This is a genomic window from Mycobacterium sp. (assembly GCF_035633495.1).
In the GTDB taxonomy this organism is placed as follows: domain Bacteria; phylum Actinomycetota; class Actinomycetes; order Mycobacteriales; family Mycobacteriaceae; genus Mycobacterium.
Genome location: NZ_DASQEU010000105.1, coordinates 24861 through 51487, shown reverse-complemented (window position 1 = coordinate 51487; position 26627 = coordinate 24861). Strand labels below are relative to the sequence as shown.

Genomic DNA, 26627 nt, shown 5'->3' with positions numbered 1-26627 from the left:
TGTCGGGGCCATACGGCAGCGGGTCGGCCGACGCGGGTGGCGTGGCCGCGATGGATCCCAAGGCCCCCAGTGCCGCGGCCGACAGCGAGGCCAGTGTGCTGGCTCTCGCGAGTTGAAGATTCATGGTCCGTTCCTCCTTTTGGGCCGCCCACGAAAGGACAAGCACCAGTGCGGTTTTCGTTGCAGTCGGGTTCTGCGACGCAAGATGGACGCTATTGGCGACGGCGCCGGGGAACGCGAGTAGTGCGCTACTCGATTTCGGATGGCTATCGAATGCGGATCCGGATCGGACCACGCCACGCGGAATCCGGATCGAGCACGGCGCCCTTCTGAGTGATGTCGACGTCACCGGCTTTCGCCAGGGCGCGCGCCACGTCTCGGGGCGTCATCCATCAGGTCACGCCAGTCGTCGCCGCCGACGGCACGCGCCGCATCGGACGGACAAATGCTGCTCGTCGGACCACGATCGCCGGCCAACTCGAGGATGGCTGCCCGCAGACACTGCTCGCTCACCCACCCAGTCAACCCGAAAGCGTGCCGCCCCCGACGTACCAGCTCGGCGAAATGTGGAGGGCTTCGCCACCAAATCTGTAACACGTTCTAGTCTGGTCGTCATGAGTGACGAGCTGCTGCGCCATCCCATCCACTCCGGACACATCACCGTCGGCGCGCTCAAGCGCAACAAGGACAAGCCGGTGCTGTTCCTCGGTGACACCACGCTCACCGGCGGGCAGCTCGCGGACCGCATCAGCCAGTACATTGAGGCGTTCGAGGCGCTCGGCGCGGGCACCGGTTCGGTGTCGGGGCTGCTGTCGCTGAACCGCCCCGAGGTGCTGATGATCATTGGAGCCAGTCAGACCCAGGGCTACCGGCGCACCGCACTACACCCTCTCGGTTCCCTGGACGACCACGCCTACGTGCTGTCCGACGCAGGCATCACGTCGTTGATCATCGACCCGAACCCCATGTTCGTCGAGCGCGCCCTCGGCCTGCTCGAGAAGGTCGACTCGCTGAAGCAGATCCTGACCATCGGTCCGGTGCCCGAGGCGTTGGCCGACGTAGCAGTCGACCTCGTGGCCGAAGCCGCCAAGTACGCCCCGAAGCCGTTGGTGGCGGCCGACCTTCCGACCGACCACGTCGGCGGGATGGCATACACCGGCGGCACCACCGGCAAGCCCAAGGGCGTGATGGGCACCGCGGGCTCCATCACCACGATGACGACGATCCAACTCGCCGAATGGGAGTGGCCGGAGCATCCGCGCTTCCTGATGTGCACCCCGCTGTCGCACGCAGGCGCGGCGTTCTTCACGCCCGTGATCGTCAAGGGCGGCGAGATGATCGTGCTCGCCAAGTTCGATCCCGCCGATGTGCTCAAGACCATCGAGGAGCAGAAGATCACGGCCACCATGCTGGTGCCGTCGATGATCTACGCGCTCATGGACCACCCCGACAGCCACACCCGCGACCTGTCCTCGCTGGAGACCGTCTACTACGGCGCCTCGGCGATGAACCCGGTGCGACTGGCCGAGGCCATCCGCCGGTTCGGCCCGATCTTCGCGCAGTACTACGGCCAGTCCGAGGCGCCGATGGTGATCTCCTACCTCGCCAAGGGTGATCACGACGAGAAGCGGCTGACGTCCTGCGGCAAGCCGACGCTGTTCTGTCGCACCGCCCTGCTCGGCGAGGATGGCAAGCCCGTTGCGCAGGGGGAGGTCGGCGAGATCTGCGTCAGCGGGCCGCTGCTGTCCGGCGGCTACTGGAATCTGCCGGAGGCGACGGCCGAGACCTTCCGCAACGGCTGGATGCACACCGGCGATCTGGCCCGCGAGGACTCCGACGGCTTCTGGTTCATCGTCGACCGCACCAAGGACATGATCGTCACCGGCGGATTCAACGTCTTTCCGCGTGAGGTGGAAGACGTTGTCGCCGAACATCCTTCGGTGGCGCAGGTGTGCGTGATCGGTACACCCGACGAGAAGTGGGGCGAGGCCGTGACGGCCGTCGTGGTGCTGCGCCCCGATGCGGCCACCGACGAGGCGGCGGTCGCCACGATGACCGCCGAGATCCAGGCCGCCGTGAAGGACCGCAAGGGCTCGGTGCAGTCGCCCAAGCAGGTGATCGTCGTCGACTCGGTGCCGGTGACCGCGCTGGGCAAGCCCGACAAGAAGGCCGTGCGCGCACAGTTCTGGGAGGGCGCGGGCCGAGCGATCGGCTGACTTTCCCCGCGAGCAGACGCAAAGGCTCCGCTGACGCGGCGTGTCGCGACACTTTTGCGTCTGCTCGCGCTGGGTGCGGCGGCCCGTCCGGCGGGCGGCATGACAATGTGGCAGCGTGCGCCTGATCGCGTGGCTGCCCGCGTCGCGGCGTCATCGCGGATCATGGGCCGCGGTGACCGCACCGACGGGCGAACGAAGGTCGCTGCTGCGCAACCGACTCGCCTGGACCGTGACGCTGTTCTTCGGCTGCCAGGCATCCAGGCTGCTGGTCGGGCTGGTGTCACTGATCGGTGTGCCCGTCGCGCTGATCATCTCGCCGCTGGCGGCGCGCTCGGCGAGCCAGAGCGGGTGGATCGTCGCGCTGGGCGTCCTCGGTCTGGGCGGCGCAGTCGGCCTCCTGGTCGCGCCCGCCGCCGCCCCGTTGGTGTGGAGCGTGCTGATCGGCATCGGCATGAGCGCCTTCTCGCTGGCGCTGACGGTCATTGCGCTGTGGGCCCGCAACGCGGAGGACACCGCGCAACTGTCTGGAATGGCACAGGGATTCGGCTAAGTGTTCGCGGGCACGGGGCCGTTCCGCTTCGGACTCCTCCAGGACTTCTCGGACGGCTGGACCATTCCGTTCGTCATGTTCCTGGCGGTCTACGCCGTCCAGATCATCGCCGGAGCGGCGGCGGGTCGCGCTCGCTACGTCTGACTACGGTGGGTACGTGTCCGACTCCGACATCCAGCACACCGTCGATGCGGTGTGGCGCATGGAGGCCGCCAAGATCGTGGCGACGCTGACCCGTGCGGTCGGTGACGTCGGGATGGCCGAGGACCTCGCGGCCGACGCCCTCGTCGACGCACTCGAGCAGTGGCCGACGACCGGCGTGCCGCGCAACGCAGCCGCCTGGCTCGTGACCGTCGCCAAGCGCAAGGCGATCGACCACTGGCGCCGTCGGGACCGCCTGGACGCCAAGTACGCCACGCTGGCCCGCGAGTTGGAGACCCACCTGCACGATCCGACGGCCGAGGCATCTCACCCCGACCGCATCGACGACGACGTCCTGCGGCTGATGTTCATCTCCGCGCACCCGGTGCTCGTGCGGGAGGGTCGGATCGCGTTGACGCTGCGCGTCGTCGGCGGACTCACCACCGACGAGATCGCCCAGGCGTTCCTCGTGCCCAAGGCCACCATTGCGCAGCGAATAGTGCGGGCCAAGAAGACGCTCGGTGAGGCGAACGTGCCGTTCGAGGTGCCCGACCCGAGCGAGTACCCGGGACGGTTGTCAGCCGTTCTCAGCGTCATCTACCTGATCTACAACGAGGGCTACTCCGCGTCGTCGGGCCAACGCTGGATCCGCGACGAACTGTGCACGGAGACACTGCGGCTGGGCCGAGTGCTGACGGCGCTCGTGCCCGACGAGGCCGAGGTGCACGGGCTGGTGGCGTTGATGGAATTCCAGTCGTCGCGCTTCCGCGCCCGCACCGCCCCGGAAGGGCGGCCCGTCCTCTTGGAGGACCAGGACCGCACCAAGTGGGACCGGGCACAGATCGTGCGCGGCACCGCTGCCCTGGAGCGCGCCGCTCGAACGTTGCGCCGCAAGGGAGTCGGCTGGGGACCCTGCGCACTGCAGGCAGCACTGGCCGAATGCCATGCCGCCGCGACGACCGCCGCCGACACCGATTGGTCACGCATCGTGTCGCTGTACGACGGCCTCGTCCAGATCGCGCCCTCACCAGTGGTGGAACTCAACCGGGCGGTCGCGGTCGCGATTCTGTCGGGGCCCGCCGAGGCGCTCACCATCATCGACCAGATCGGCGGCCTCGCCGATTCCTACCTCCTGCCAAGTGTGCGGGGTGAGTTGCTGTCCCGGCTGGGCAGACAGTCCGAAGCGGCAGCCGAGTTCGAGCGGGCCGCGACCATGGCCACCAACGACCAGGAGCGCGACGTGCTGGTCGACAAGGCAGAAAGGGTCAGGGCATGACCACCACGGTCGCGGTGCTCTTCGACTTCTCCGGGACGCTGTTTCGGCTCGAAGAGGACGACAGCTGGTTTTCGGGAATCCAGGTCGACGAACAGGCGATCGACGGCCACGTCCAGGCCGAGCTGATGCGTAGTCTGACCGCACCCACCGGGCGGTCCGTCGACATGGAAGAACAGACCTACCGCGCATGGGTGAACCGCGATCTGGCGCCGCATCTGCACCGCGAGGCGTATCTGCACGTGCTGCGCGAATCCGGGTTGGCCGTCCACCACGCCGAATCCCTGTACGACCGCGTGATCGACCCCGCGAGTTGGTGCCCCTACCCCGACACCGCCACGGTGCTCGCGGGATTGCATCGACAAGGCGTCAAGACCGCGGTGGTGTCCAACATCGCGTTCGACGTGCGGCCCGCGTTCGCAGCGATCGGCGCCGAGCGCGACGTCGACGAGTTCGTGCTGTCCTTTGAAGTCGGGGCGGTCAAGCCGACCCCAGACATCTTTCACACCGCGTTGTCACGACTGGGCGTCGACGCGGCACACGCGTTGATGGTCGGCGACAGCGAGGAGGCCGATGGGGCCGCTCGCGCGGTGGGTTGCCGCTTCGCCCTGGTCGATCCGCTGCCCACGTCGCAGCGCCCGGACGGCCTGATCGCAGCGCTCAAGAGCGCAGGTGTCGCGGTCTAAGCTCGGGTTCATGTCGACACCGCCGCCGAACGACGACGACATCAGACCCCCCTGGTGGCTCAAGCCGATGAACAAGGTGTTCATGGCGATGATGAAGGTCGGCCTGCCGATCTCCGGCAAGGAAGGGCCCGTCATGCTGACGGTGCCCGGCCGCACGACCGGCCAGCCTCACTCGACGCCGATCACCCCGATGGTCGTCGACGGCAAGCGCTACGTCGTCGGTGGTTTCCCGAAGGCCGACTGGGTGAAGAACCTGCGCGCCGCGGGTGAGGCAACCCTGACGCAGGGCCGAAGGGACGAGCACGTACGCGTGGTCGAGATGCCGGCCGACGAGGCGCGGCCACTTCTGCGCCAGTTCCCCGTGCTGGTACCGACCGGCGTCAGCTTCATGAAGCGCTCCGGCTTGGTCACCGACGGCGCACCCGAGGGGTTCGAGGCGCTCGCAGGTCGGTGCGCCGTCTTCCGGTTCGACCCGGTGCAGGCGCGCGAGGACGTCTGACGACACCGCTCTACAGTCAACCGGGTGAGTGCTGACAACCCGTTCGACCCGACCGTGTGGCAGCCCGTCAAGGGCTTCGAGCTGACCGACATCACGTATCACCGTCACGTCGTCGACGGCGTCGCGAAGCCGACGGTCCGGATCGCGTTCGACCGCCCCGAAGTGCGCAACGCCTTCCGGCCGCACACCGTCGACGAGCTGTACCGCGTGCTCGACCACGCCCGGATGTCGAACGACGTGGGAGTGATCCTGCTGACGGGTAACGGACCCTCGGAGAAGGACGGCGGCTGGGCCTTCTGCTCCGGCGGAGACCAACGCATCCGCGGCCGCACCGGCTACCAGTACGCCGCGGGCGAGACCGCCGACACCGTCGACCCCGCCCAGGCGGGCCGGCTGCACATCCTCGAGGTGCAACGCCTGATCCGGTTCATGCCGAAGCCGGTGATCTGCCTGGTGAACGGCTGGGCCGCCGGTGGTGGGCACAGCCTGCACGTGGTGTGCGACCTGACGCTGGCCAGCCGCGAGCACGCCCGCTTCAAGCAGACCGACGCCGACGTCGGCAGCTTCGACGGCGGCTACGGCAGCGCGTACCTCGCGCGTCAGGCGGGCCAGAAGTTCGCCCGCGAGATCTTCTTCCTCGGCAGGCCCTACACCGCCGAGCAAATGCACGCGATGGGCGCCGTCAACGAGGTCGTCGACCACGCCGAACTGGAAACCGTTGCGCTGCAATGGGCTGACGAAATCAATGGCAAGTCACCTCAGGCCATCCGGATGCTCAAGTTCGCGTTCAACCTGCTCGACGACGGGCTGGTCGGGCAGCAGGTCTTCGCCGGCGAGGCGACGCGTCTGGCGTACATGACCGACGAGGCGGTCGAGGGACGCGACGCCTTCCTGGAGAAGCGCGACCCCGACTGGTCGAAGTTCCCGCGCTACTTCTGAGGGAGGGGCCGTGGCCGAGAAGATCGACGAGTACTTCACCGCAACCATCGCCGGGCTACCCGGCGGTGAGGGACACGCTGTCGTCGACCGGGGTGCGCCGATCCTGCCGACCTCGTCCCTGACCGTGCAGGACGTGCTGGACTTGTTCGACTCCCAGCTCGGCAGCAGGCACCTCGACCTGGCCGCCCGCTGGTTGCGCTCCCACGGCAAGGGCTTCTACACGATCGGTTCGTCCGGTCACGAAGGCAACGCCGCAGTCGCCGCTGCGCTTCGCCCCACCGATCCCGCACTGCTGCACTACCGTTCGGGTGGCTTCTTCCTGCACCGCGCCGGCCAGGTCGACGGCACCGACCCGCTGCGTGACGTCTTGCTCGGTGTGTGCGCCGCGACCGACGATCCGATCAGCGGCGGGAGGCACAAGGTGTTCGGTCGCCACGACATCAACGTCATACCGCAGACCTCGACGATCGCCTCACACCTGCCGCGCGCCGTCGGGGTGGCCTTCTCCATCGGGCGGGCCGCCAAGCTCGCCGTCGACACCCCGTGGCCGCGCGACGCCGTCACCGTATGCAGCTTCGGCGATGCCTCCGTGAACCACTCGACCGCGGTCGGCGCCATCAACACCGCGACCCACGCTGCCTACCAAGGACTTCCGCTGCCCCTGCTCTTCGTCTGCGAGGACAACGGCATCGGCATCAGCACCAGGACGCCGACGGGGTGGATCGCCGCCAACTTCTCCGGCCGAGCGGGCCTCGAGTACTTCACCGCCGACGGTTCCGACGTGACCGACACCCATGCCGTCGCCACCCGCGCCGTCGACTGGGTGCGCAGGCATCGCAAACCCGCGTTCCTGCACCTGCGCACCGTACGACTGATGGGCCACGCGGGCTCCGACGTGGAAGCCGCCTACCGTGCCCCCGGCGAGATCACCGCCGACTACGACCGCGACCCCGTTCTCCATACGGCGAAACTGTTGATCGCGCATGGCGGCATGTCCCCCGCCGACGTCCTCGAACGCTACGAAGCCAAGCGCGCGGAGGTCATAGGGATCGCCGAACGGGTTGCCGAACTGCCCCAGTTGGACAGTGCCGCAGCGGTGATGAGGCCGCTGCTCGACGGTCTCGCCGAGGCCACTGCGGCACCACCCCGCATCGCCGCGGCCGACGGCTCGGGCGACGGGGACCCGCTTACGGTGGCGCAGTCGATCAACCGCGCACTGCTCGACGTGCTGACGGACTACCCCGGGGCGCTGGTCTTCGGCGAGGACGTCGCGCGCAAGGGCGGCGTCTACGGCGTGACCCGCGGGCTCGCGCAAAAGACCAGTCCGGCAAGAGTGTTCGACACTCTCCTCGACGAGCAGGCCATCCTCGGGCTGGCACTCGGCGCCGGACTCGCCGGCCTGCTGCCCATCCCCGAGATCCAGTATCTCGCTTATCTGCACAACGCCGCCGACCAGATCCGCGGCGAGGGCGCCACCTTGCAGTTCTTCTCCAACCGGCAGTACCGCAACCCCATGGTCGTTCGCGTCGCCGGTTACGGGTACCAGAAGGGGTTCGGAGGGCACTTTCACAACGACAATGCCATCGGCGCCCTGCGGGACATCCCCGGCATCGTCATCGCCTCCCCCTCGCGTCCCGACGATGCCGCCGCCATGATGCGGACGTGTGCATCGGCAGCCCATACCGCCGGCGCCCTCTGCGTCTTCCTGGAACCGATTGCGCTGTACCATGTTCGAGATCTCCACGAGAGCGGCGACGACCAGTGGCTGGCCCAATATCCGACGGCGGCCGCGCCGATCGGTCGGGCGCGCGTCTACGGCGATGGCACCCATCTGACCATCGTGACGTTCGGCAACGGCGTGCCGATGAGCCTGCGTGTGGCGCGCCGCCTCGCGAGCGCGAACGTCTCGACCCGAGTCGTCGACATGCGTTGGCTTGCACCACTTCCCTTGACAGACGTCATGCGGGAGGCGAACGCCACCGGCTGCACGCTCGTGGTGGACGAGACGCGGGCCTCCGGCGGAGTCGCCGAGGGCGTGATGGCCGCGATGATCGACCAGGGTTACACCGGCTCACTGGCCCGGGTGGCCAGCGCGGACAGCTTCATCCCGCTGGGCGATGCGGCACTGAACGTGCTTCTGTCCGAGGAGCAGATTGAAGCAGCCGCTCTCAAGCTGCTCCCGTAGCGATTTGGGCGCGCTAACGTTCGGTGGGCGACAGTTGGCGCGCCGAAATCGCGTGGCGTTCGAGCGCCCGCAGGGCGAGCCACGCCGCGGCGCGATCGTCGGGACTCGACATCGACGAACCCGTGAGGTCCTCGATCCGACGGATGCGGCTCGCGAGGGTTTGTCGATGCACGCCCAGCTGCTCGGCCGTGATGCCCCAAACGCCGTTCTGTGCGAGGAAGAGTCGCAGTGTGCGGGTGAGGTCGCCATGCGAGCCGCCCTGATCGCGAAGGGGATCGAGCACGGCCGCCAGACGTCCGCCGTCGACGGGATCGAGCCGATCGAGCACGTAGGCGACCGTCGGCAGGGCTTGGTAGCGGACCGCGTCGCGGCCGTCCGCGACCGCGACCTCGTGCGCCTGGCGGGCCTCTGCCACGCTGCGGGTCAGCGCATCGGTCGGGGCAGGCGTGCCGACGCCGAGACGCAACGGGAGCCGCGGCTGGCCGGTGGAGTTCTGCACCCGCTCCGCGAGTTCGCCTGACTGATCGTCTTGGACGAAGCCGAGCACGGTGCCGCGGTCTGCGGTCACCATGGGCACGGCGCCGAGTTCGTCGAGCCAACGGATCACCAGCCGTTCGAGATCGACTGACCGCGATCGTGCGGTGAGGACGAAGGCCGTTAGCGAGACCTCGTGTACGCCCCACCGACGCAACAGCGCAGAGGCCGCATCGCCGCCGGCCAACAGCGTGCCCATCATGACCCCGCGGCCGAGCCGTTCGGTGCCGGTGTACTCGTGGGTGCGAAGGATCAGGTCGAGCAGCGCGGCCGCTTGCGAAGCCAGGTCACGGCTGCGACTGGTCGAACTGTTACGGGACGAAATGACCAGGTGTCCTGCACCGGCGGTGGTGATCGTCTGCCCGTGCGCGTCGAGCAAGACCGCCCACCCGTCGATGCGGTGCGCGAGCTGAGCGATCACGCCTTCGGCACCGCCGCGGCGGGCGACCTGAGTGAGCACCTTGGTCCCCGTCGTCACCAGCCGACCTTCGGCCGCTTGGTCAACGGCGAGTAGCGCGACCAGCCGCGCATGAAGCAGCTCCTCGTTGGGCTCCTCCACGATGATGACGCAGAATCCTTTGCTGGCGAACAGGTTACGAAGCCCATCCCGTTCACCACCGACGACGAGGACGGTGTCGGTCAGCGCCGCGCTGCGCTTGTCACCCGCGAGTACGGCCGCCTCGAGCGCACCGGCAGAGCCCACCACGAGCGTCGCGTACGAGGGATGACCGACGACGACGAAGTCGTCCAGACGCACGGCGGCATCCACTTGCGTCGATGCTGCGGCGCCGCCGGCGATGAGCAGTTCGCCGCCGAGCACGTGCGCAATCGAACTCAGGTCGCGGGCCACCGAGGCAGTGTACGAATGTCGAATCACTAGCGTTGCATCCACAAATTTTCACAGTGCTTCCGAGCGGTTCCCATGTCTACGATCACCCGGATTCGACCGCCTTACCGAAGCCTGGAGGGGCATGAAAGCCATCGTCTTCCGCGTCGACCCCATGGAGATCGTCGTCTAGGTGGACACCTACGGCACCTGCGGCTACATGGCGGCCTATGCGCTCGTCGCGATCGCCCGCGTCGTGTACACACGGCGCGAGGGCATGCGCAACCGCCTGGTGTGGACCTGCGCCGTCGTCGTGGTCCTCGCGATGGCCTACGTGTTCTTCGCCAACGTCTGGCCGGTGCCTGCCTGGCCGCTGAACGTCATTCCGTACCTGTTCCTCGCCACCATGATTGCGGCAGTCGCCTGGTACCGGTACCGCGTCGCACGCAGGCCGGAGATCGTCGCGAACATCGGCAACACCGAGACGGACGTCCTCGAGGGCGTTGGCTAACCCCACGGTTTCGGCGCGCGCTAACGTTCGGTGAGCAACGGTTAGCGCACCGAAATCGCGAGGGCCGCGACGCGCGACCTAAGCTCATCGTCCGTGAGCAAGAACCCGCTGCGCCGCCTCGCCGACTCGCTGTTCCTGGCCGGCATGCGTCCGCCGCTGACCGCACAGCTGCTGCAGCCCAGGCACGACGTCGATCCCGCCGGGAAGCGGATCCTGATCACCGGGGCCTCGTCGGGAATCGGCGAAGCGGGTGCACTGAAGCTGGCCCGCCAGGGTGCACGGGTCATCGTCGTGGCCCGCCGACAGGAATTGCTGGACTCCGTCGTGGAGCGGGTCGGCGCCGCGGGCGGCGACGCGACCGCCATCGCCTGCGACCTGTCCGACCTCGACGAGGTGGACGCTCTGGTCGCCGACGTCGAGGGCCGGTTCGGCGGGGTAGACGTCCTGATCAACAACGCGGGCAGGTCGATCCGGCGACCGTTGGCCGAATCGCTGGACCGCTGGCACGACGTCGAACGGACGATGTCGTTGAACTACTACTCACCGCTTCGGCTGATCCGCGGTTTCGCGCCGGGTATGCGGGCGCGGCGTGACGGACACATCGTGAACGTCTCGACGTGGGGCGTGCTGAGTGAATCCTCGCCGCTATTCGCGGTCTACAACGCCTCGAAGGCGGCGCTCACCGCCGTCAGCCGTGTCGTCGAGACCGAATGGGCCCAGGACGGAGTGCACTCGACGACGCTGTTCTACCCGCTGGTCAAGACGCCGATGATCGCGCCGACGCGGGCATACGACGGGCTCCCTGGACTGTCGGCCGACGAGGCGGCGGACTGGATGGTCACCGCCGTCCGACGCAGGCCCGTGCGCATCGCCCCGCGGATGGCCGTCACCGCCCACGCGATGAACAGTTTCGCGCCCGCCGCCGTGGACGCCCTCATGAAGCGTCAGCGCGTGCAACCCACGAGCTGAGTTCTCGTGTTAGAACCGACACATGGAGATCCTGGCCAGTCGGGTGTTGTTGCGGCCGGCCGACTACCAGCGATCGTTGACCTTCTACCGCGATGCCATCGGTCTCGCCATCGCCCGTGAGTACGGTGCGGGCACGGTGTTCTACGCCGGTCAGTCGCTCATCGAGCTGGCCGGCCACGGCGGGGGATCGCCCTCGGCGCCACCATTTCCCGGCGCGCTGTGGCTGCAGGTGCGGGACGTCTACGCCACGCAGACCGAGCTCGAGGCCCGCGACGTCGCGATCGCGCGGGCAGCCACCCAGGAGCCGTGGGGCCTGCACGAAATGCACGTCACCGACCCGGATGGCGTCACCCTCATCTTCGTGCAGGTGCCCGACACGCACCCGTTGCGGCGAGACGCCAGAAAATGAACGACCCCCCACCCGTTCGGGTAGGGGGCCGCTCAGGAAATGGTTCAGTGCGAGGGCAGCGCCAGCGGCCAGCCCACCGAAGCCAGCCGCGAGGCGACCTGATGGATCTCCTCGGGGTTGGGTTCCTGGTCGGTGACATCCTGGACCGCCTTGCGGATCTCGGCCTCGGTGACCGTGTCCGCATCGGTCGACTTGAGGATCGACTGGGCCGCCTTGATGACCTCGTCGTCCGTTAGCGACCGCTTGAGCAGTGCGAGAAGTGGAAAGTAGTCCTTCGTCGGAACGCCTTCCGGATAGCCGGCGTTCAGCCAGTGCAGGACGTTGTCGAAAACGGTCTTGTGCTCAGTCATGTTCAGTCAGCTCACTTCTTGAATCCGAAGAAGGGGTCGAACCCGGTGTGGTGGATGATGGTGGACCGCGTGATCCAGAGGATCGCGACGAAGATGATGAAACTGACGAGCGCGAACAGCAGCAGGCCGGGGACCTTGAGCGCGGGGTTGGGCGCGTCCACGGTGCCGTCGGCCTCGGCGCCACCGGCACCGTGCGAATAGGACACCAGCCCGAGCGCGAAGACGGCGGGTAGGCCAGCTCCAAGCAATAGACCCACGACGAGCACCGTGAGCAGCGGTATCACATACGTAGTCATTCAGTGATTCCTTCTGTTAGTTGGCTTGTGGGCCCGGATCAGACCGGCCGGATCAGACACTGGCCTTGGGGGAATCGGTCAATGCCCCGCGGACCTCGACGGGAACGACCGAGTTGGTCGATGCGTGGTGGCGCCGGCGACGAAGTGCGAGATCCAAAAGGCGATCGCTCCGACGAGCGCCGCGGCGGGCAGCGTGACCAGCCACGCCAGCGCCATGCGACCTGCCACTGCCCAGCGAACCTGCGCACCTGGCTTGCCGGCACCGCTGCCGAGGATCGAGCCCGTCGCAACGTGCGTGGTCGACAGTGCCATTCCGGCCGCACTCGAGCTCAGGATGATCGCAGCGGACGAGGCTTCGGCGGCCAGGCCCTGCGGCGACTCGATCTCGACGAGGCCCTTGCCCAGGGTCCGGATGACGCGCCAGCCACCGATGTAGGTGCCGAGGCCGATGGCCAGTGCGCAGGACAGGATGACCCAGAACGGCAGGCCGTCCTTCTTCACGTCCCCAGTCAGGTGGCCGGTGGTGATCAGCGCCAGCGCGATGACGCCCATCGTCTTTTGCGCGTCGTTGGTGCCGTGCGACAGAGCGACGAGCGACGCGGTGGCGATCTGACCCCAGCGGAAGCCGTCCTCGCGCCGCTTCTTCACCACGTTGCGCGATATGCGGTAGACCAACCAGGTTCCGCAGGCCGCGACGAGTCCGGCGATGAACGGGGCAGCGACCGCGGGGACCAGAACCTTGCTGATGACGCCCGTCCAGTTGACTCCCTCCATGCCGATGGCAGCGATGCCTGCACCGATCAGTCCTCCGAACAACGCGTGTGAGGAACTGGACGGGATGCCGAACAGCCAGGTCAGCAGGTTCCAGAGGATGCCGCCGATGAGACCGGCGAAGATGATGGTCAGGCCCATCGATGCGTCGATCGACGGGACCAGCGCACCGGTCTTGTTGTCCTGAATCTTCAGCACCGACGTCGTGACGGTGACGGCCACCTCGACGGAGAGAAAGGCGCCGACGAGGTTCAGGATGCCTGCCAGCAAGACCGCGACCTTGGGTTTGAGCGCACCGGTGGCGATCGACGTCGCCATGGCATTGCCGGTGTCGTGGAATCCGTTGGTGAAGTCGAATGCCAGCGCCGTGGCAATCAGCAACTCAGGATGATCATCTCTGTGCTGATGGGTACAGATTGTCGGGCTTTTCTGGATGTTTCGACCAGCGAACAGGGTGCGTAACAGGCGGTCTCACCTGGGCTTTTGCCGGTTCCGACGAGCTGTTCATCCATTGTTCGCCCGCAGGGCAGGGCGCGTTCTCCCGCGGACCCGAAACATCTAACCGACGCAACGCCTGAAGGGCCCTGAGCCGGGTACGCCACTACCATCGACACATCGCCGTTGCCGTGACCCCACCGCGGCCCCAAGGGAGCAGACGCCTGTGAACACATTTCTCGCCAAGATCGTGGCGTGGATCACCGCCGGGTACCCAGAGGGTGTCCCGGGGCCCGATCGCATCCCACTCATGTCGTTGTTTAACCGTCGTCTCAGCAACGACGAGGTCAAGGCAGTGGCGCATGAGTTGATCGATCGCGGCGAGTTCGACGACGTCGACATCGGCGTGCTCATCACCCAGACCACCGACGAGCTACCCCGACCGGAGGACGTCGAGCGGGTACGGGAACGCCTGGCCGCGAAGGGTTGGCCGCTGGACGATCCGCGCGAGGACGGCGCGGACCTCAGGAGCGACGGCGAGGAATCGGCATAGCCCCCCTGCGTGCGGTCGTCATCCCGTCGATCCCCTCACCCGAGCCGCTCCTCGCGGTGCTCGAGGGCGTCCTCGACGGTCGAGAATCGGCGATCCTGCCGGTGCCTGCCGACGTCGTGTCGGCCGAACTGCTGACGACGTCGCTCGGGATCGGCGAGGACATCGACGACGACGTCGCGGTCGTGGTGTCGACGTCGGGCACGACGGGAACTCCGAAGGGCGCCATGCTCACTGCGCCTGCGCTGATCGCCAGCGCGTCGGCGACCCACGACAGGATCGGCGGTCCCGGCACCTGGCTGCTGGCGTTGCCCGCTCATCACGTCGCCGGATTGCAGGTGATGGTGCGCAGTCTTCTGGCGGGTACCGTGCCCGTCGCGATCGACCCGAGTTTCGACGTCGCCGAACTACCCTCTGCGATCGAGGCATTGGGTTCCGGGCCACGGTATGCGTCGTTGGTCGCGTTCCAGCTTGCCAAGGCACTCGGCGATCCGGCTGCCGCCGGCGCGTTGGCAGAACTGGATGCGGTCCTCATCGGCGGTGGGCCGATGCCCGCGGCGGTCGGCGAAGCCGCTGCTGCAGCGGGCATTCGGGTGGTGCGCACCTACGGAATGAGTGAGACGGCAGGCGGGTGCGTGTACGACGGCACGCCTCTGGACGGAGTGCGCGTGCGCATCGACGACGGCCGCGTGGTGCTCGGCGGGGAGACCCTGGCCAAGGGGTACCGCAATCCGATGGAGCCGAATCCGTTCGCCGAGCCCGGCTGGTTTCACACCGATGACGTTGGCGCCATTGACGATTCAGGTGTCCTGCGAATACTGGGACGCGTCGATGACGCCATCGGCACGGGCGGACTGACCGTCCTGCCGCAACTCGTCGAATCGGCACTGGCGTCGCATCCCGCCATCGCCGACTGTGCCGTCTTCGGGGTCAGCGACGAACGGCTGGGCCAACGCGTCGTCACGGCGGTGGTGGTCGCGGCGGGTGCCGATGCACCGACGGTGGCCGAGCTGCGCGCATACGTCGAGCAGACGCTGGATGCGACGGCGGCTCCGCGGGAGGTGCACGTCGTCGAGGAACTCCCCCGCCGCGGCATCGGCAAGCTCGACCGAAGAGAGCTCGCCACCCGGTTCGACTCCGGCGCGTGACGGGGGCGCCGACGGCGCGTCCGGTCTACTTCTCGAGTGGGTCGCGTGGCACCCAGTTCATCAGCGAGTACCGCCAGTGGGTATCGCGGACGTCGCCGGATGGACGCTGGGCCAGATGCCGCTTCACGTACGCGTTGACCTTCCGCATATGGGCGACGTCGTCGTCGTCGAGACACGACTTCTTCGGTCGAGCCAGTCCTCGATTTCCTTGGCCGCCATGCTCACCGCTGACGAGAATTCCTCGCGTATCGCCTTCACGTCATCGGAGGCGTCCCGTGCACCCATGGGAGTGCCGTTGCCCACCCGACCCGCGCTCAAACACGGAGGCGCCGGGAATGCTCCCGCAAAGCCGTTGAAACCCAGGGGTTTGGTTTTGACGGAATGGGCAATTCCCTCTGCGGCAGTTCCCCTCTACGGATCGGATTGATCATGATCGTCCTTGGCATCATTCTCCTGTTGATCGGTTATTTCGCAGGGATACCGATCCTGTACACCATCGGCGGAATCCTCGTGGTAGTCGGGGTGATTCTGTGGATCCTCGGGGCAGTCGGCCGTCCCGTCGGCGGCCGAAAAGTGTGGTTCTAGCGCGCTAACGCCGTCGTGCCCCCCGCTGCGGAACGCGCTGACCAGTGGGTCAGTCCTCTGGTACGCGCGTCCGCGGCGTGGGCGTGGCGGCTGCTCCTTCTCGCTGCCGCCGCCTATGTGACGTTCGAGGTCCTCGTACGCTTCGGCGTCGTCGTGGTCCCAGTGGCGCTGGCCCTCATCCTCACGGCATTACTCCAGCCTGCGGTCGACTTCCTCGACCGGTACGGCGCAGCACGCGGAGGCGCAGTCGCCTTCGTTCTCGTCCTCAGCCTTGCCATCTTCGGCGGCGCTCTCGCCTTCGTCGTCAACCAGTTCATCGAGGGAGCCCCCCTCCTGGTCGAACAGGTGACACGCAGCATCGAGAGCACACGCGACTGGCTCATCAACGGTCCAGCCAGACTCAGCGCCGACCAGATCAACCGTGCGGTCGACTCGTTCACCGAGGCGCTTCGCACCCATCAGACTCAGCTCACCAGCGGCGCCTTGTCCACCGCGGGCACCATCGTCGAAATCCTTGGCGGCGCGTTCCTGCTGCTGTTCACGGTTATCTTCTTCCTTCTCGGCGGACGCAGCATCTGGCAGTTCGTCACCCGGCTCATCCCCGACGAGCACCGAGCGCGCGTCCGCGAGGCGGGCTCGGCGGGATTTCATTCGCTGGCCGGCTACGCACGTGCCACCTCGCTCGTCGCATTCGTCGATGCGGTCGCCATCGGTAGCGGGCTCGCCATCATGGGCATTCCACTGGCACTGCCACTGGCCTCGCTGATCTTCCTCGGCGCCTTCATACCCGTCGTCGGCGCTTTGATCACCGGCTTCCTGGCCGTGATCGTGGCCCTGCTGGCCAAGGGACTCATCTACGCACTCATCACGCTCGGCCTGATCGTCGCGGTCATGCAACTCGAGGCGCACGTACTGCAGCCGTTGGTGATGGGGCGCGCAGTCTCCATCCATCCGCTCGCCGTCGTCCTCGGCCTCTCGGCGGGCGTGGTGCTCGCAGGCGTCATCGGGGCCCTGCTTGCGGTACCCGCGATCGCCTTCTTCAACAACTTCGTGCGCGTGCTGATCGCCGACAACCCCGGCGCTCGAGTCGAAGCACTCGAGGCCGACGACGGGCCGCTGATCGATGCGCACGCCGACGGCGAGCCCTGACCGCCTACTCGGATCGACCCTGGATTCTGCTCGCGCGGAACCGATCTCGTACCTGCAATGCCGACGACGACTACGACCTCGGCGAGACGCTGATTGCCGCCGGTCGACCCAGTCCGGTGTCGACGGTGTGATGCAGCTCAGCTGCCCGTTGTCAGCCGCGTAGCCGTCAGTCGAAGACGGCGGCACGATCGACATCGGCAGGCTCGTGCGCCGTGATCAGCGGGTGGTCGACGTACGCGCGGACGTCGGTGGCCAGCGGTTGCCGCGAGAGCCGCTCGACGAACTGCTTAGCGATGATCCGCAACTTGACGTTCGTCTGCTGCGAACGCCACGTCAGCACCTCGAACGCTCGCTCGGCGGAGACCCCGTACACCATCCTGATGATCCCGATAGCCGCGTGGATGGCCGCGCGTCGCTCCTCGACCGCGGCCACCACTTCCGTGACCGACTGCTGCACGTCGGCTTCGAAGGCCTCGGTGACGTCGATGTAGAAGCCCGTGGTTCCGACGACCTCGTCCCCCCTCGCCGAGCAGTTTGTCGCCAACGACGACAACGACGTTTTCACGGCCTGACCTGTCGATGATGCGGTGTCGACTGCTGAAGCGAGCGCCGTGCCGTAGGACGTGGTCGATGATCTCCGAAACTGCGGCCTGATCGTCGGGATGCTTGTGAGACAGGATCAGCGCGGCGGTCGGGACGACCGCACCGGGTTCGTAGCCGTGCATCGCCGCGACGGCATTCGACCACTCCCAGCGGTCGCATCCCTGCAGGTACGTGAAGCTTCCCACGCGCTGGAACCCGGCGGCGGGTTCTCGAGTCTCGTCGGACGCCACGATCGGAACAGGTATCACATTCGCCCTAGCTTCACTCGTCTGTCAGCGAGGCAGTGGTCTCATCGAGTTCCTGACCCTGGACCTCGGCATGGCCCTGACGAAACGCGACCCGGCGCAAGACCGTCGCCTGCTGCGCATCATCGCGGGCAACCCCGTCACCATGAGCAAGATGGCCGCTACCGTCCCCGACGTCGGCTCGCACGCGCCGATCACCATTCTCGTCGCCGAGCGGATCGAGGGAACGACGCGGTCGTATGACCGCCTGGCCAGCGCGGTCGCGCCGTAAGCGAGTGATGAAGCGACCGCGGTCGCCGCGTCACTCGACGATGCGGTGGTGACACTGCTGCACAGCGCCGCAACCTGAGACCGTTGGCGAAACCTCACGGCGGCCCGATACGCGCCACGCCTAGGGTGGGTAGGCGTGAAGTCTGCCCGGCGCGAAATCGTTGCGGCCACCCTGGCGGTCTTGCTGGTCGTCGCGGCGTTCGTCATCCCGCATCTCGACCTCGGCATCGTCACGCCGCTGATCAACAGCACCCCGCGACAGATCGAGATGTACGCCGCCGCGGCGCCGATCTTCGGGTGGTGGAACGCCCACGTCGGATGGGGCACCATCCCGGCCGTCGTGATCGGCGTCGGCACCGCGCTGTGGGGTCCGGCGGTGACGCAGCGCCTGCCCTGGCGTGCGGTGCCGTTGGTGACGTGGGCGACGTCGTGCGCGTGGGCGTTCGCGCTGGCGATGATCGACGGTTGGCAGCGTGGTTTCGCCCACCGCCTGGAGACCACCAACGAGTATCTGCGCCAGGTGCCGTCGATCACCGACATTCCCTACGCGCTTCGGTCGTTCTCCTCCAGAATCCTGGACTTCCAACCAGATTCGTGGATCACCCACGTCTCCGGCCATCCACCGGGCGCCCTGCTGACGTTCGTGTGGCTCGACCGCATCGGCTTGAGCGGCGGCGCATGGGCAGGTCTGCTGTGCCTGCTGGTCGGTTCGAGTGCCGCCGCGGCGATCGTCGTGGCAGCGCGGGCACTGTCCGGTGAGGACCTCGCGCGACGCGCGGCGCCGTTCGTCGCGGTCGCGCCGACGGCGATCTGGGTCGCGGTGTCGGCCGACGGATACTTCGCCGGAGTGGCGGCGTGGGGTCTCGCACTGCTGGCGCTTGCCACTCGGGGAACCACACGCCTCCCGGTCCTCGCGGGCGCCGGGGCCGGACTGCTGCTGGGCTGGGGGATCTTCCTCAACTATGGACTCGGCCTCATCGCCCTGCCCGCCGTGGCAGTGCTGATCTCCGCGAAGGACGTCCGCTCCGCGCTGCGCGCCTTCCTTCCGGCGGTGGTCGTCGCACTCGCGGTCGTGGGGGTCTTCGCCCTCGTCGGGTTCTGGTGGTTCGACGGTTATCTCCTTGTGCAGGAACGCTATTGGCAGGGTATCGCCGCGAACCGTCCGTTTCAGTACTGGTCGTGGGCCAACTTCGCGTCGGTGGTGTGCGCGGTCGGAATCGGCACGGTGGCAGGTGTGTCCCGGGCCTTCGACGTCAAGATGATCAAGCAGCGCTCCGGCCTGTACCTGGTGATTCTCGGCGCGCTGCTGGCCACCGTCTGCGCCGACCTGAGCATGCTCAGCAAGGCCGAGGTCGAGCGAATTTGGTTGCCCTACACCGTCTGGCTGACCGCCGCAGGGGCGCTGCTGCCCCCGCGCTCACATCGATGGTGGCTGGGTCTCAACGTGATCGGCGCCCTGGTGCTCAATCACGTCATTCTGACGAACTGGTAGCGGCTGGGTCGGCGCCGAACGTGCGCAAAGTCCGATTTCCGCCCGGCGTGTCGGCCGCAAACACGCACGCTCGCGGCAGAAAGGCGGGGGGGTCAGGCAGCGGCGAGGCTCGCCAGCACCCTGTTGCCGACCGGCATGACGGCGGCGACCGCGAGACCCACGTCCTCGGCCAGATGCTTGGCGCAGTCGATGCCGACCGACGCCCAACGGAACCAGGGCCCAACGGTTTTCGAGGATTCGAGGCGGACCCACCGGGACTGGACACCGCTGATGGTGGGGTCGAACTCGGCGACACAACGTCCGCCCGTGCGCATCAACTCGCCGGCACGCCGCAGGACGCGAGTCGGATCTCCACCGAGTCCCACGTTGCCGTCGGCCAGGAGGACGGTCCCCCAGCGGCCGGTACCGGGCAACCGCTCGAAGACGTCGCGCCGCAGTGCGGGGGCGCCGCCGCGGCGGGCCAGCTCGACTGCGGTCTGCGACTGGTCCACGCCCAGCGCGGGGATGCCGAGCTTGGTCAGATGGGCGACGAATCGTCCAGGACCGCAGCCCAGGTCGATCGTCGGCCCGTTGCACAGGCCCAGCACCGCCTCGTCGAACGCCTTGTCCAGACGCCGACCCCCAGGCAACCAGCTGTGCACCGGAAGCCCCTGCACGGTGCCGTCGTCGTAGCGAATCCAACATCGCTCACCCGTCAGGGCCTGGTCATACAAGTTACCCAGCACGTCCCACCTCCATGGCCAGTGTCACCTGGCGGAATCGACTGTCCGGCGGGCACGCCCGGCGAACGACTCCGACGTCGTCGACGGTGTCGACATCGGCCAACTCGGATACCACTCTCACGTCGAGCCCGGTGTCGCGAAGGGCGGCAAGCGTTACCTCACCCGTTTCCGCCGTGGACATCGGCACGTCCCGCAGGCACTCGGCGGCCTGCGGATCGGTGAGGCCCAGGACCCACCAGCCCCCATCGCGGGCCAAGCCGAGCACCGCGTCGGTCGACAGCAGCGCGGTCGCGCACTCGACGAGCAGGTCCGCGGTGACCTGCGGGGTGTCCGTGCCGATCTGCACCACGGGGAGGCCGCCCGCAGCGAGCGCAACATCTGCGTGGGCGTTGGCGAGTCGGTCGGCGAAGTCGTCGCCCCGCTGCTCGATGACGGTGAAATCCGCGAGACGGGTGCGAATCTCGGCGCTGCGGCTCGCGGCGGACAGATCGCCGGTCATGGCGACGACGCGCGCGGCAACAGGAGCGGCAGCGACGGCGTCCAGGGTGTCCAGCAGCGCAGCGGCCGCGACGTCCGCAGCCGCTGCGTTGCCCATGCTGGCCGCCAGGCGAGTCTTCGCCAGGCCTGGCACCGGGGCCTTCGCGACCACCAATACCGCCACAGAGAAGTCCGGTCTCAAGAAATCACCCGCCAAAAGTCAAGTATCGCAAAGAAACTGCCTCGCACCGAGCCGCTGACCTTGGACTTCCCGCCGGTGCGGGATCCGTAGGCGACATCGTGCTCAGCTACCACCCACCCCGCGGCGGCAGCCCGGACCAGTAATTCGAGCGGATACCCTGATCTGCGGTCGGCTACACCAAGCCCGACGACGGCGTCCCGACGGGCTACCCTCATGGGCGCGATGTCGTGGACCGGAATCCCGTGCCGCCTGCGCAGACGCCAGCAAACCACCTGCGTGCCCAGGCGCGCGTGCCACGGCCAACGGACCCCCGGCAACGGGCGCCGACGACCGACCGCCATGTCGGCGCCGCGGTCCAGTTCGTCGACGAGTTTGGGCAACTCCCGCGGATCCAGCGACCCGTCGCCGTCGAGCACCGCCACGATCGGCGTTGACGCCGCGACGATGCCCGCGTGCACGGCCGCCCCGTACCCCGGCCGAGACTCCTCCACGACTGTCGCCCCGCAACGGCGCGCCACCTCGGCGGTCCCATCGGTGCTGTTGTTGTCCACTACCAGCGCCTGGTAGCCGTCGGGCAGCAACGCGATCACCCCTGGCAGTGATTCCGCCTCGTTGAGACAGGGCATCACCACCGTCACGCGAGAAGGAATCACCAGGTGACAGTAGCCACCCTTGCTGGCATCCCGCGCGGTGAACGCTGACCAATCGGTGACGTCGGCGCAGGTAAGACTGTGCCCAGCTAGTCTGGGACGTTGTGACCCGAGTGCTGATCGCCGACGACGACAACGTCGTCCGCGACGTCGTGCGCCGGTACCTGGAGCGTGACGGCCTGGACGTGTCGATTGCGCGCGATGGAAATCAGGCATTGCGGGTGCTGGGATCCGAGCAGATCGACGTCGCCGTGCTCGACGTGATGATGCCCGGGCCCGACGGCCTCGCCCTCTGCCGCGTCCTTCGCGAGCGCGGCGGCTACTCGGTGCCGGTCATTTTGCTGACGGCGCTCGGGGAGGAAGACGACCGCATCGCCGGGCTCGAGGCCGGCGCCGACGACTACCTCGTCAAGCCGTTCAGTCCTCGCGAGTTGGCGCTGCGGGTCCGGTCGGTGCTCCGCCGCGCCCCCGCGGCCGCAGGCACCCAACCCGTGGTCGTGACGGTGGGTGACATGACGGTGTCGGCCGCCGCGCGCTCGGTGACCATCAAGGGCCAGCCGATCAGCCTGACCAATCGCGAGTTCGACCTCCTGCTGTTCTTCCTCACCCACAAGGGCGTCGTGTTCACCCGCGAGGAGCTGCTGAAACTGGTGTGGCAGTGGGACTTCGGCGATCTGTCCACCGTCACCGTGCACGTCAAGCGGCTCCGATCGAAGCTCGGCGACGAGCACCGGGTGCAGACGGTGTGGGGTCGCGGCTACATGTGGAGCGAGGAGCGGTATGCCAACGACTGACATCTGGGAGATCGTCGGCCTCGCGCTGGCGTGCTCGGTGCCGGTAGTGGTGGCAGGCGCGATCCTGATACGGCTGGCGCGGTTGTGGTCGCTGACGGTCAGCATGGTCGTGCTGGTGCTCATCCCGACGGTGGCCACGTTCACCGGGGTGTTCGGTGCGAGCGGTTTCATGCTGTCGCCCAACTTCGAGGGCATCGTCGTCGTCCTGGTCATCGTGTCGGTCGTGACGATCCCCGCCGCGATCATGCTCGCGGGCTACCAGGCCAGGCGCACCGTGTGGGAGCAGCAGATCCACGAAGCCGACGAGATCGCCGAACAATCGCGTCGCCAGCTCGTCGCCTTCGTCAGCCATGACCTGCGCACGCCACTGGCCGGAATCCGCGCCGTGGCCGAGGCGATCGCCGACGGCGTGGTCGAACCCGACGAGGTGCGGTCGCACGCCAAGCACATCGAGCACGAGACGATCCGACTCTCCGAGATGGTGGACGACCTCTTCGAGATGTCGAAGATCAACGCGGGCGCCGTCCAACCGGCCTACGACAAGGTGTCACTGGACGAGGTCGTCGACGACGTGGTCTCCGCCCACCGGATCGCCGCCGAACGCGCGGGAGTCGCGCTCCACGCCCGGGTGCCCGCCAAGCCGGTCGGCGTGATCGGCAGCGACCGCGCCCTGGTGCGGGTGCTGTCCAACCTGGTCGCCAATGCCATCGCCCACACGCCGGAGGGCGGCACAGTCGAACTGGCCATCGGATCCGACGGGCACGGCGCATGGGCCAGGGTCGACGACACCGGAGTCGGCATCAACGAGGCCGACCTGGCACGCGTCTTCGACATCGCCTACCGCGGATCCAACAGCCGGGTGCCGCGGGAGGACTCCTCTCTGCCGAGCGGCTCGGGGCTGGGCCTGGCCATCGCCGCCGGGCTGGTGCACGCGCACCACGGCACCGTGTCGGCCTACAACCTGGAGAACGGCGCACGGTTCGAGGTGCGGCTGCCGCTGGCCGGCGAGGAATAGCTCCGGAAGTGGCGCGCCGACTGTGGACTTTTGACACGGAGTTCCGCACTTTGGCGCGGCGGTAATCCACGTTCGGCGAGCATTCTGGCTCACTCCGGCAACGAATTGCTCAACCGCTGCGCGGCGGCGAGGTAGTCCTCGATGAACTCGACGACGACGTCGCGCGCGGGCTTCACCTTGTTCATCAACCCGACGCCCTGTCCGACGAAGTACGTCGCCAGCTCTTGGGCGCCCTGGTGGCCCTGATCGGCCAACGCGTCGATGCGCCGCAGCACCGGCTCGCAGAGCATCGACTGCAGCGGAAGCGGTAGCGGCTGGCGACCGTCCGTGTGCGGCAGCCAGGCGTCGGTCCACTCCGACACGAGTTGGCGCGACGGCTTTCCCGTGCGGCCCGCCGAACGCACGGTGTCGCGCGACGTCGCGGCGAGCATCTTCTGCACGGTGTGCGGCGCGGTCTCGGCCTCTTCAGTGGTCAACCACACCGAACCGGTCCACGCACCGTCGGCGCCCATCGCGACGGCGGCGGCCATCTGCCTGCCCGTCACGATGCCACCCGCGGCGAGCACCGGGATGTCGCTGCCGATCGCCTGCAGTGCGTCCAGCACTTCGGGGATGAGCACCAGCGTGGTTACCTCGCCGCAGTGCCCGCCCGCCTCGGTGCCCTGCGCGACGATCAGGTCGACGCCCGCGGCCACCTGCTTGACCGCGTGCTCCTTCGCGCCGACCAACGCGGCGACCGGTACGCCGCGCTCACGGCCCGCCTCGATCATGTAGTCCGGCGGGACGCCGAGGGCGTTGGCGATCAGCTTGATCGGGTGGCTCATCGCCACGTCCAACAACTCCCGGCCGGTGTCGCCGGTCAACGCCGAACCGCCGATGCTCGGCGCGGACTCGGTCTCGATTCCGTGCTCGGCCAACAGCTGGGCGACGAAACTCCGATACTCGTCGGGAATCCTGTCGACCAGCTGCGTGCGGGACAGGTTCTCACCCTTGCCCTCGAACTTCGCGGGGACGATGATGTCTGCGCCGTACGGCTTGCCGTGCACGTGCTCGTCGATCCAGGTCAGCTCCCGGTCGAGCTGCTCGGGGGTGTAGGCCGTCGCACCGAGCACGCCGAAGCCGCCGGCATTGGTGACCGCGGCCACGACGTCCCGACAGTGACTGAAGGCGAAGAGCGGGAAGTCGATGCCGAACCGTTCGCAGAGTGCTGGTTTCACCTGCTCAGTATGGTCAGCCGCGCAGTGGCGCGAACGCGAACTCCCGCAGTCCGTCGGAGGGATCGATCGCCGCCCGGAATCCGAGCACGTCCGCCGCGGCGGCGGGATCTGCCACGATGTGGCGGACGTCGCCGCTGCGGTACTGGCCGGTGACGACGGGCGGCTGCCCCTCGCGGGCGTCACAGATCTTCGTCGCGACGTCCATGATCGAGATGGGCCGCCCGGAGCAGACGTTGAACGCCGCGAATCCGTCGGTGTCCGCCGCGACCGCCGCGGCGTTGACCGCTGCCACGTCCGCGACGTGGACGAAGTCCCGCATCTGGCCGCCGTCCTCGAAAACCCTTGGTGGTTCGCCTCTTTCGATGGCCGACCGGAAGATCGCCGCCACCCCGGAGTACGGGGTGTCGCGAGGCATCAGCGGGCCGTAGACGTTGTGGTAGCGCAGCGCGACCACCGAGCCGCCCGTCGCCTCTGCCCAGGCCAGCGCGTAGTGCTCCTGGGCCGTCTTGCTCGCCGCGTAGAGGCTGCGCGGCCGCAGTGGGGCGTCCTCTCCCACCAGGCGCCAGCGCAGTTCCTCGCCGCCGACTGGGCAGCGGTGCTCGAAGACGCCGGCGTCCAGGTCCGCGGCGGTGCGCGGCAGCGGGTCGACCGGACCGTGCACGGGGCAGTCGTAGCCGCCCTGTCCGTAGACCACCATCGACGACGCCAACACCAGTCGGCGGCAGCCCGCGGCGAACATCTCGGCGAGCAGCACGGTCGTGCCAAAGTCGTTGTGGCTGGCGTAGTTCGGCGCGTCTGACGCGTCGACCCCCGCGCCCACGACGGCCGCCTGATGGCACACGACGTCGACGTCCGGCAGCAGCGACGCCAGTCCGGACGCGTCCCGGACGTCGACCTCCAGCACGCCGTCCGGCGGCTTGGTGACGTCACCGTGCGCGGCGGTCAGCATCGCGTCGACCCCGACCACGTCGTGCCCGGCGTCGGTCAGCGCCGCGCACACCTTGGAGCCGATGAAGCCCGCGGCGCCCGTGACGAGGACCTTCACGGCAGCTCGATCGGCAGGGTGACGCCCTCGTGCGGTAGGCAGTGGGTGCAGGTCCGCTCGACGGGGACCTGATCGATGGCCTCGTGCACCAACTTCTTGAACGGCACCATGTTCTTCTCGAACTCGGCGAACACGTCAACCGCCTTGACGGCCGTGCCGGAGTCGATGCCCGCGTCCAGATCGGTCACCAAAGCGATTGCCGCATAACACATCTCCAACTCGCGAGCGAGCACCGCCTCGGGATAACCGGTCATGTTGACCAGCGTGAACCCCTGCGACGCGAACCAGCGACTCTCCGCGCGCGTCGAGAACCGCGGTCCCTGGATCACCACCATGGTGCCGCCGTCGATCACACCCGGCAGTTCGGTCGCGTTGGCACGAAGACTCGGACAGTACGGATCGGCGAACGCGACGTGGATGCCGCCGGAGTCGAAGTACGTGTCCGCGCGGGCGATGGTCCGGTCGACGAGCTGGTCGGGTACCACCATCGACCCCGGACCGAGGTCGGGGGTCAGGCTCCCCACCGCACACGGCGCGAAGATCCGTCGCACGCCGAGCGCGCGCAGCGCCCACATGTTCGCGCGGTACGGCACGGAATGGGGGGAGAACTCGTGGTTGGCGCCGTGTCTCGGCAGGAACGCGACCTCGTGGTGACCGACGGTGCCGACGGTGATGGCTCCGCTCGGCGGGCCGTACGGGGTGTCGACGCTGATGCTGCGGGCATCCGCGCCGAAGAACGTGTAGAAGCCACTGCCACCGATCACTCCCAACACGTGTTGCTCCTTACGTCCGCTGGCATGCGATCTGCTCTCTACGCCTGCGGCAATCATTGTGAATCATGACGTGCCCGTGACGCCGGGCGTTCGCAACCGC

28 protein-coding genes and 4 pseudogenes are annotated in these 26627 nt (G+C 67.8%); 18 read left to right on the top strand and 14 right to left on the bottom strand.

Features of this window, described 5'->3' with window-relative positions; translation table 11 throughout:
• Window positions 1-266 precede the first annotated feature (266 nt).
• Window positions 267-513: pseudogene (locus VET27_RS16460) on the bottom strand (DUF3253 domain-containing protein).
• Between the two features lie 101 nt (window positions 514-614).
• Between VET27_RS16460 and fadD8 the strand changes: the two are divergent.
• From fadD8 to VET27_RS16425, 7 genes and pseudogenes are all read left to right on the top strand, one after another.
• Window positions 615-2216 carry a fatty-acid--CoA ligase FadD8 gene (gene fadD8 / locus VET27_RS16455; protein ID WP_526519963.1) on the top strand — a complete coding sequence of 534 codons (1602 nt, stop codon included), beginning with the start codon at window positions 615-617 and terminating at the stop codon, window positions 2214-2216.
• 121 nt (window positions 2217-2337) lie between these two features.
• Window positions 2338-2910: pseudogene (locus VET27_RS16450) on the top strand (MFS transporter); the annotation flags it as partial.
• A gap of 58 nt (window positions 2911-2968) precedes the next feature.
• Window positions 2969-4183: an RNA polymerase sigma factor gene (locus VET27_RS16445; protein WP_526519981.1), complete on the top strand. Its 1215-nt coding sequence runs from the start codon at window positions 2969-2971 to the stop codon at window positions 4181-4183.
• Window positions 4180-4866 carry an HAD family hydrolase gene (locus VET27_RS16440; RefSeq protein WP_526519961.1) on the top strand — a complete coding sequence of 229 codons (687 nt, stop codon included), beginning with the start codon at window positions 4180-4182 and terminating at the stop codon, window positions 4864-4866. The genes VET27_RS16445 and VET27_RS16440 overlap by 4 nt, the downstream gene beginning before the upstream one ends.
• Before the next feature lie 10 nt (window positions 4867-4876).
• The gene (locus tag VET27_RS16435) at window positions 4877-5365 is read left to right on the top strand and encodes a nitroreductase family deazaflavin-dependent oxidoreductase (RefSeq protein ID WP_526519959.1); all 489 of its coding nucleotides are present in this window, start codon (window positions 4877-4879) and stop codon (window positions 5363-5365) included.
• 24 nt (window positions 5366-5389) lie between these two features.
• Window positions 5390-6304 carry a 1,4-dihydroxy-2-naphthoyl-CoA synthase gene (locus VET27_RS16430; protein WP_526519957.1) on the top strand — a complete coding sequence of 305 codons (915 nt, stop codon included), beginning with the start codon at window positions 5390-5392 and terminating at the stop codon, window positions 6302-6304.
• A gap of 10 nt (window positions 6305-6314) precedes the next feature.
• The gene (locus tag VET27_RS16425) at window positions 6315-8489 is read left to right on the top strand and encodes a dehydrogenase E1 component subunit alpha/beta (protein ID WP_526519955.1); all 2175 of its coding nucleotides are present in this window, start codon (window positions 6315-6317) and stop codon (window positions 8487-8489) included.
• Between the two features lie 13 nt (window positions 8490-8502).
• Here the strand turns inward: VET27_RS16425 and VET27_RS16420 are convergent, their stop codons facing one another.
• On the bottom strand, window positions 8503-9873 hold the full coding sequence (locus VET27_RS16420) for a PucR family transcriptional regulator (RefSeq protein ID WP_526519953.1): 1371 nt from the start codon (window positions 9871-9873) through the stop codon (window positions 8503-8505).
• Between the two features lie 169 nt (window positions 9874-10042).
• Between VET27_RS16420 and VET27_RS16415 the strand changes: the two genes are divergently transcribed.
• From VET27_RS16415 to VET27_RS16405, 3 genes are all read left to right on the top strand, one after another.
• Window positions 10043-10360: a hypothetical protein gene (locus VET27_RS16415; protein WP_526519951.1), complete on the top strand. Its 318-nt coding sequence runs from the start codon at window positions 10043-10045 to the stop codon at window positions 10358-10360.
• Between the two features lie 93 nt (window positions 10361-10453).
• A complete protein-coding gene (locus tag VET27_RS16410) occupies window positions 10454-11329 on the top strand; it encodes an SDR family oxidoreductase (protein WP_526519949.1) in 876 nt (291 codons plus the stop codon).
• 22 nt (window positions 11330-11351) lie between these two features.
• Complete coding sequence (locus VET27_RS16405; protein ID WP_526519947.1) at window positions 11352-11738, top strand: VOC family protein; 387 nt, start codon at window positions 11352-11354, stop codon at window positions 11736-11738.
• 44 nt (window positions 11739-11782) lie between these two features.
• Here VET27_RS16405 and VET27_RS16400 read toward each other — a convergent pair whose 3' ends face one another.
• The 3 genes and pseudogenes from VET27_RS16400 to VET27_RS16390 form a co-directional block, all read right to left on the bottom strand.
• Complete coding sequence (locus VET27_RS16400) at window positions 11783-12088, bottom strand: DUF3349 domain-containing protein (RefSeq protein WP_526519945.1); 306 nt, start codon at window positions 12086-12088, stop codon at window positions 11783-11785.
• A gap of 11 nt (window positions 12089-12099) precedes the next feature.
• Window positions 12100-12384, bottom strand: coding sequence for a hypothetical protein (locus VET27_RS16395; protein ID WP_526519943.1), 285 nt, complete (start codon window positions 12382-12384; stop codon window positions 12100-12102).
• Between the two features lie 123 nt (window positions 12385-12507).
• Window positions 12508-13536: pseudogene (locus VET27_RS16390) on the bottom strand (inorganic phosphate transporter); the annotation flags it as partial.
• Between the two features lie 280 nt (window positions 13537-13816).
• Between VET27_RS16390 and VET27_RS16385 the strand changes: the two are divergent.
• Window positions 13817-14143 (top strand): DUF3349 domain-containing protein, encoded by a 327-nt coding sequence (locus VET27_RS16385; RefSeq protein WP_526519941.1) that lies wholly within the window; start codon window positions 13817-13819, stop codon window positions 14141-14143.
• Between the two features lie 56 nt (window positions 14144-14199).
• A complete protein-coding gene (gene menE / locus VET27_RS16380) occupies window positions 14200-15288 on the top strand; it encodes an o-succinylbenzoate--CoA ligase (protein WP_526519939.1) in 1089 nt (362 codons plus the stop codon).
• A gap of 25 nt (window positions 15289-15313) precedes the next feature.
• Here menE and VET27_RS16375 read toward each other — a convergent pair whose 3' ends face one another.
• Complete coding sequence (locus VET27_RS16375) at window positions 15314-15484, bottom strand: DUF3140 domain-containing protein (protein ID WP_526519979.1); 171 nt, start codon at window positions 15482-15484, stop codon at window positions 15314-15316.
• A gap of 233 nt (window positions 15485-15717) precedes the next feature.
• Between VET27_RS16375 and VET27_RS16370 the strand changes: the two genes are divergently transcribed.
• Together VET27_RS16370 and VET27_RS16365 are read left to right on the top strand one after the other, a co-directional pair.
• Window positions 15718-15873, top strand: a complete 156-nt coding sequence (locus tag VET27_RS16370) for a hypothetical protein (protein ID WP_526519937.1) — start codon at window positions 15718-15720, stop codon at window positions 15871-15873.
• 15 nt (window positions 15874-15888) lie between these two features.
• Window positions 15889-17022: an AI-2E family transporter gene (locus VET27_RS16365; RefSeq protein WP_526519935.1), complete on the top strand. Its 1134-nt coding sequence runs from the start codon at window positions 15889-15891 to the stop codon at window positions 17020-17022.
• A 166-nt stretch (window positions 17023-17188) separates the two neighbouring features.
• On the opposite strand, the gene VET27_RS16360 is transcribed toward VET27_RS16365, so the two are convergent.
• Window positions 17189-17587: an ANTAR domain-containing protein gene (locus tag VET27_RS16360; RefSeq protein WP_526519933.1), complete on the bottom strand. Its 399-nt coding sequence runs from the start codon at window positions 17585-17587 to the stop codon at window positions 17189-17191.
• Window positions 17588-17642: 55 nt separating this feature from the next.
• Window positions 17643-17747: pseudogene (locus VET27_RS16355) on the bottom strand (regulator); the annotation flags it as partial.
• Between the two features lie 49 nt (window positions 17748-17796).
• On the opposite strand from VET27_RS16355, the gene VET27_RS16350 reads away from it, so the two are divergent.
• A complete protein-coding gene (locus VET27_RS16350) occupies window positions 17797-18141 on the top strand; it encodes a DUF302 domain-containing protein (protein WP_526519931.1) in 345 nt (114 codons plus the stop codon).
• Window positions 18142-18276: 135 nt separating this feature from the next.
• Window positions 18277-19632, top strand: a complete 1356-nt coding sequence (locus tag VET27_RS16345) for a hypothetical protein (protein WP_526519929.1) — start codon at window positions 18277-18279, stop codon at window positions 19630-19632.
• A gap of 92 nt (window positions 19633-19724) precedes the next feature.
• Here VET27_RS16345 and VET27_RS16340 read toward each other — a convergent pair whose 3' ends face one another.
• The 3 genes from VET27_RS16340 to VET27_RS16330 are packed head-to-tail and all read right to left on the bottom strand — an operon-like array spanning window position 19725 to window position 21659.
• A complete protein-coding gene (locus tag VET27_RS16340) occupies window positions 19725-20357 on the bottom strand; it encodes a methyltransferase domain-containing protein (RefSeq protein WP_526519927.1) in 633 nt (210 codons plus the stop codon).
• Window positions 20347-21003: a TIGR04282 family arsenosugar biosynthesis glycosyltransferase gene (locus VET27_RS16335; protein ID WP_526519925.1), complete on the bottom strand. Its 657-nt coding sequence runs from the start codon at window positions 21001-21003 to the stop codon at window positions 20347-20349. The genes VET27_RS16340 and VET27_RS16335 overlap by 11 nt, the downstream gene beginning before the upstream one ends.
• Before the next feature lie 26 nt (window positions 21004-21029).
• A complete protein-coding gene (locus VET27_RS16330) occupies window positions 21030-21659 on the bottom strand; it encodes a glycosyltransferase family 2 protein (protein ID WP_526519977.1) in 630 nt (209 codons plus the stop codon).
• Between the two features lie 128 nt (window positions 21660-21787).
• Between VET27_RS16330 and VET27_RS16325 the strand changes: the two genes are divergently transcribed.
• Both VET27_RS16325 and VET27_RS16320 read left to right on the top strand, forming a co-directional pair.
• Entirely contained in the window at window positions 21788-22477 is a 690-nt protein-coding gene (locus VET27_RS16325) for a response regulator transcription factor (protein ID WP_526519923.1), read from the top strand.
• Window positions 22464-23492 carry a sensor histidine kinase gene (locus VET27_RS16320; RefSeq protein WP_526519921.1) on the top strand — a complete coding sequence of 343 codons (1029 nt, stop codon included), beginning with the start codon at window positions 22464-22466 and terminating at the stop codon, window positions 23490-23492. Before VET27_RS16325 ends, VET27_RS16320 begins: the two co-directional genes overlap by 14 nt.
• Window positions 23493-23581: 89 nt before the next feature.
• Here VET27_RS16320 and VET27_RS16315 read toward each other — a convergent pair whose 3' ends face one another.
• The 3 genes from VET27_RS16315 to VET27_RS16305 are packed head-to-tail and all read right to left on the bottom strand — an operon-like array spanning window position 23582 to window position 26584.
• Entirely contained in the window at window positions 23582-24709 is a 1128-nt protein-coding gene (locus VET27_RS16315; protein ID WP_526519919.1) for a nitronate monooxygenase, read from the bottom strand.
• A gap of 13 nt (window positions 24710-24722) precedes the next feature.
• Window positions 24723-25754 carry an NAD-dependent epimerase/dehydratase family protein gene (locus VET27_RS16310; protein ID WP_526519917.1) on the bottom strand — a complete coding sequence of 344 codons (1032 nt, stop codon included), beginning with the start codon at window positions 25752-25754 and terminating at the stop codon, window positions 24723-24725.
• Window positions 25751-26584 (bottom strand): S-methyl-5'-thioadenosine phosphorylase, encoded by an 834-nt coding sequence (locus VET27_RS16305; RefSeq protein ID WP_526519915.1) that lies wholly within the window; start codon window positions 26582-26584, stop codon window positions 25751-25753. Before VET27_RS16305 ends, VET27_RS16310 begins: the two co-directional genes overlap by 4 nt.
• Window positions 26585-26627: the final 43 nt, after the last annotated feature.

Coding starts and splice junctions, on each gene's coding strand:
- VET27_RS16400 (WP_526519945.1), bottom strand. CDS start 12,088: ATGACTGAGCACAAGACCGTTTTCGACAACGTCCTGCACTGGCTGAAC.
- fadD8 (WP_526519963.1), top strand. CDS start 615: ATGAGTGACGAGCTGCTGCGCCATCCCATCCACTCCGGACACATCACC.
- VET27_RS16435 (WP_526519959.1), top strand. CDS start 4,877: ATGTCGACACCGCCGCCGAACGACGACGACATCAGACCCCCCTGGTGG.
- VET27_RS16370 (WP_526519937.1), top strand. CDS start 15,718: ATGATCGTCCTTGGCATCATTCTCCTGTTGATCGGTTATTTCGCAGGG.
- VET27_RS16445 (WP_526519981.1), top strand. CDS start 2,969: ATGGAGGCCGCCAAGATCGTGGCGACGCTGACCCGTGCGGTCGGTGAC.
- VET27_RS16395 (WP_526519943.1), bottom strand. CDS start 12,384: ATGACTACGTATGTGATACCGCTGCTCACGGTGCTCGTCGTGGGTCTA.
- VET27_RS16305 (WP_526519915.1), bottom strand. CDS start 26,584: ATGATTGCCGCAGGCGTAGAGAGCAGATCGCATGCCAGCGGACGTAAG.
- VET27_RS16440 (WP_526519961.1), top strand. CDS start 4,180: ATGACCACCACGGTCGCGGTGCTCTTCGACTTCTCCGGGACGCTGTTT.
- VET27_RS16330 (WP_526519977.1), bottom strand. CDS start 21,659: ATGCCCTGTCTCAACGAGGCGGAATCACTGCCAGGGGTGATCGCGTTG.
- VET27_RS16405 (WP_526519947.1), top strand. CDS start 11,352: ATGGAGATCCTGGCCAGTCGGGTGTTGTTGCGGCCGGCCGACTACCAG.
- VET27_RS16320 (WP_526519921.1), top strand. CDS start 22,464: ATGCCAACGACTGACATCTGGGAGATCGTCGGCCTCGCGCTGGCGTGC.